The sequence below is a fragment of the Burkholderia sp. A2 genome (assembly GCF_001729305.1).
Classification (GTDB): domain Bacteria; phylum Pseudomonadota; class Gammaproteobacteria; order Burkholderiales; family Burkholderiaceae; genus Burkholderia; species Burkholderia sola.
Window position 1 is genome coordinate 1 of record NZ_LZXX01000101.1, and the last position, 4,546, is coordinate 4,546.

At 66.0% G+C, this 4,546-nt stretch carries 3 protein-coding genes; all 3 read left to right on the top strand.

The features are described 5' to 3' along the window. A partial coding sequence (locus tag A9Z05_RS19720; RefSeq protein ID WP_069619571.1) for an efflux RND transporter periplasmic adaptor subunit occupies positions 1–885 on the top strand: 885 nt, incomplete at its 5' end. A 15-nt stretch (positions 886–900) separates the two neighbouring features. Further along, positions 901–4,092, top strand: a complete 3,192-nt coding sequence (locus tag A9Z05_RS19725) for an efflux RND transporter permease subunit (RefSeq protein WP_069619572.1) — start codon at positions 901–903, stop codon at positions 4,090–4,092. A 2-nt stretch (positions 4,093–4,094) separates the two neighbouring features. Beyond that, positions 4,095–4,546, top strand: a 452-nt coding sequence (locus A9Z05_RS19730; protein WP_176730228.1) for a TolC family protein, incomplete at its 3' end; no start/stop codon positions are given.

Consider the following 4,546-nt stretch of genomic DNA (forward strand, 5'->3'; position numbering starts at 1 on the left):
GCGCGCTACAAGGTGCTGGTGGCCGCGAACGCGGTCAGCAAGCAGGACTACGACAACGCGGTCGCCACGCAGGGCCAGGCCGCGGCGGACGTCGCGGCCGGTAAGGCGGCGGTCGACACCGCGCAGATCAACCTCGGCTATACGGATGTCGTGTCGCCGATCAGCGGCCGCGTCGGCATCTCGCAAGTGACGCCGGGCGCATACGTGCAGGCGAGCCAGGCGACGCTGATGTCGACGGTGCAGCAGCTCGATCCGGTGTACGTCGACCTCACGCAGTCGAGCCTCGAAGGGCTGAAGCTGCGTCAGGACGTGCAGAGCGGCCGTCTGAAGACGAGCGGCCCGGGCGCGGCGAAGGTGTCGCTGATCCTGGAAGACGGCAAGACCTACTCGGAGCCGGGCAAGCTGCAGTTCTCGGACGTGACGGTCGACCAGACCACCGGCTCGGTGACGATCCGCGCGGTGTTCCCGAACCCGAACCGCGTGCTGCTGCCGGGGATGTTCGTGCGTGCGCGGATCGAGGAAGGCGTGAACGAGAACGCGTTCCTGGTGCCGCAGATCGGCGTCACGCACGACCAGAAGGGGCAGGCGATCGCACTGGTCGTGACCGCGGCCAACAAGGTCGAGATGCGTCCGTTGACGACGACCGGCACATACGGCCCGAACTGGATCGTCGAAGGCGGTCTGCAAGCGGGCGACCACGTGATCGTGCAGGGCGTCGACAAGGTGCGCCCGGGCGCGACGGTGAAGACCGTTGCGGCACAGCTTGCATCGGCGCCGGACGCCGCATTCGCCACCACGGCAGGCGCCGCGCCGGCAAGCGCCGCGCTGGCGACTACCGCGGCCAGTGCCGCAGCGAGTTCGGCCGCCGCGTCGAGCGCGCAATAACAGGGAGTCCGTTTCATGGCCAAGTTCTTTATCGATCGCCCGATCTTCGCGTGGGTGATCGCGATCGTGCTGATGCTGGCCGGCGTCGCATCGATCTTCAAGATGCCGATCGCGCAGTATCCGACGATCGCACCGCCGACGATCCAGATCCAGGCGAACTATCCGGGCGCTTCCGCGAAGACGGTGGAAGACACGGTGACGCAGGTGATCGAGCAGCAGATGAGCGGGCTCGACAACTTCCTGTACATGTCGTCGACGAGCGACGATTCGGGCAACGCAACGATCACGCTGACCTTCTCGCCGGGCACGAATCCGGACGTCGCGCAGGTGCAGGTGCAGAACAAGCTGTCGCTCGCGACGCCGAACCTGCCGCAGGTCGTGCAGCAGCTCGGCATGCAGGTGACGAAGTCGAGCAGCAACTGGCTGATGTGGTTCGCGTTCAACTCCGAGGACGGCCGGATGTCGAAGGAGGACCTGACGAACTACGTGGCCTCGCACGTACTCGATCCGCTGAGCCGCGTGAACGGCGTCGGCCAGACGCTGCTGCTCGGTTCGCAGTTCTCGATGCGGATCTGGCTCGACCCCGTCAAGCTGACCAACTACAGCCTCACGCCGACCGACGTGACGGCCGCGATCACGCAGCAGAACGTGCAGATCGCGGGCGGCCAGATCGGCGGCACGCCGGCGAAGCCGGGCACCGTGCTGCAGGCGACGATCACCGAATCGACGCTGCTGCGCACGCCCGAGCAGTTCGGCAACATCCTGCTGAAGGTCAACCAGGATGGCTCGCAGGTTCGGCTGAAGGACGTCGGCCGCGCGGCGCTCGGTTCGGAAAACTACACGTTCGACACGAAGTACATGGGGCAACCGACGGCCGGCCTCGGCATCCAGCTCGCGACCGGCGCGAACGCGCTGGCGACCGCGAACGCGCTGCGGGCCAAGATCGACGAGTTGTCGAAGTATTTCCCGCATGGTCTCGTCGTGCACTACCCGTACGACACGACGCCGTTCGTGCGCCTGTCGATCGAGGAAGTGGTCAAGACGCTGATCGAAGGTATCGTGCTCGTGTTCCTCGTGATGTACCTGTTCCTGCAGAACCTGCGGGCGACGATCATCCCGACGATCGCGGTGCCGGTCGTGCTGCTCGGCACGTTCGCGATCATGGGCATCGTCGGCTTCTCGATCAACACGCTGTCGATGTTCGGTCTCGTGCTCGCGATCGGCCTGCTGGTCGACGACGCGATCGTGGTGGTCGAGAACGTCGAGCGCGTGATGGCGGAAGAGGGGCTGTCGCCGAAGGAGGCGACCCGCAAGGCGATGAGCCAGATCACCGGCGCGCTCGTCGGCGTGGCGCTCGTGCTGTCGGCGGTGTTCGTGCCGGTGGCGTTCTCCGGCGGTTCGGTCGGCGCGATCTATCGTCAGTTCTCGCTGACGATCGTGTCGGCGATGGTGCTGTCGGTGCTGGTCGCGTTGATCCTGACGCCCGCACTGTGCGCGACGATCCTCAAGCCGATCCCGCAAGGGCATCACGAAGAGAAGAAGGGTTTCTTCGGCTGGTTCAACCGCACGTTCGATCGCAGCCGCGATCGCTATACGAGCGGCGTGAACCACGTGATCCGGCGCTCGGGCCGCTGGCTCGTGATCTACCTGGCCGTGTTCCTCGCGGTCGGCGTGATGTTCGCGCGGCTGCCGAAGTCGTTCCTGCCCGACGAGGACCAGGGCTACATGTTCATGATCGTGCAGACGCCGTCCGGCTCCACGCAGGAAACGACCGGCAAGACGCTCGACAACATCAACACGTACCTGACCACCGCCGAGAAGAACGTGGTCGACTCGGTGTTCACGGTCAACGGCTTCAGCTTCGCGGGCCGCGGCCAGAATGCGGGCCTCGTGTTCGTGAAGCTGAAACCGTACGAGCAGCGCCAGCGTTCGGACCAGAAGGTGCAGGCGCTGATCGGCCGGACTTTCGCGCACTATTCGACGTACAAGGACGCGATGGTGATTCCGTTCAACCCGCCGTCGATTCCGGAACTCGGTACGGCTGCCGGCTTCGACTTCGAGCTGACGGACAACGCCGGCCTCGGTCACGAAGCGCTGATGGCCGCGCGCGGCCAGTTGCTCGGGATGGCCGCGAAGGATCCGGCGCTCGCGCTGGTACGCCCGAACGGCCTGAACGATACGCCGCAGTACAAGGTCGACATCGATCGCGAGAAGGCGAACGCGCTCGGCGTGACGGCCGCGGCGATCGACCAGACGTTCTCGATCGCGTGGGCGTCGCAGTACGTGAACAACTTCCTCGATACCGACGGCCGGATCAAGAAGGTGTACGTACAGTCCGATGCACCGTTCCGGATGACGCCGGAAGACATGAACATCTGGTACGTGCGCAACAGCGCGGGCGGGATGGTGCCGTTCAGCGCGTTCGCGACCGGCCACTGGATCTACGGGTCGCCGAAGCTCGAGCGCTACAACGGCGTGTCGTCGATCGAGATCCAGGGGCAGGCCGCGGAAGGCAAGTCGACCGGCCAGGCGATGGCCGCGATGGAAGCGCTCGCGAGCAAGCTGCCGGAAGGCATCGGCTATTCGTGGACGGGGCTGTCGTTCCAGGAAATCCAGTCCGGCTCGCAGGCGCCGATCCTGTACGCGATCTCGATTCTCGTCGTGTTCCTGTGTCTCGCGGCGCTGTATGAAAGCTGGTCGATCCCGTTCTCGGTGATCATGGTCGTGCCGCTCGGCGTGGTCGGCGCCCTGCTCGCGACGATGCTGCGCGGCCTCGAGAACGACGTGTTCTTCCAGGTCGGCCTGCTGACCACCGTGGGCTTGTCCGCGAAGAACGCGATCCTGATCGTCGAGTTCGCGCGCGAACTGCAGGCGGGCGGGAACATGGGCCCGGTGCGCGCGGCAATCGAGGCGGCGCGCCTGCGGCTGCGCCCGATCCTGATGACGTCGCTCGCGTTCATGCTCGGCGTGCTGCCGCTCGCGATCAGCAACGGCGCGGGTTCGGCCAGCCAGCACGCGATCGGCACGGGCGTGATCGGCGGGATGATCACGGCGACGTTCCTCGCCATTTTCATGATCCCGATGTTCTTCGTTCGGGTTCGCGCGATCTTCAGCGGCGAAACGGAAAACGTCGACGACGCATGGCGTCTCGTGCAGGGTGACCTGCAGCGCGGTCACGACGACGCACACGATTCGAAGGGGCAGTAACGATGCAAAAACATGCTTTGACTGCAACCGCGGCCGCACTGGCTGCCGCGCTCTTTGCCACGGGCTGCACGATGGCGCCGCATTACAAGCGGCCCGACGCGCCCGTCGCGCAGGCGTACCCGGCCGGCGGCGTCTACGCGACGCAGCCGGGCGCGGCCGGCGCGCGCAGCGCGAACGGCCAGGCGGCGACTGCCATCGGCTGGCGCGAGTTCTTCGTCGATCCGCGCCTGCAGCGGCTGATCGAGATCGCGCTGAAAAACAATCGCGACCTGCGCGTGTCGGTGCTGAACATCGAGGCCGCGCGCGCGCAGTACCAGATCACGCGCGCGGGGCTGTTCCCGACGCTCGACGGTACGGGCACGGGCAGCATCCAGCGTTTCCCGGCCGGCGTATCGCAGACGGGCCAGCCGCTGATTTCGCGTACCTACAACGTCGGATTGTCGGCGTCGTGGGA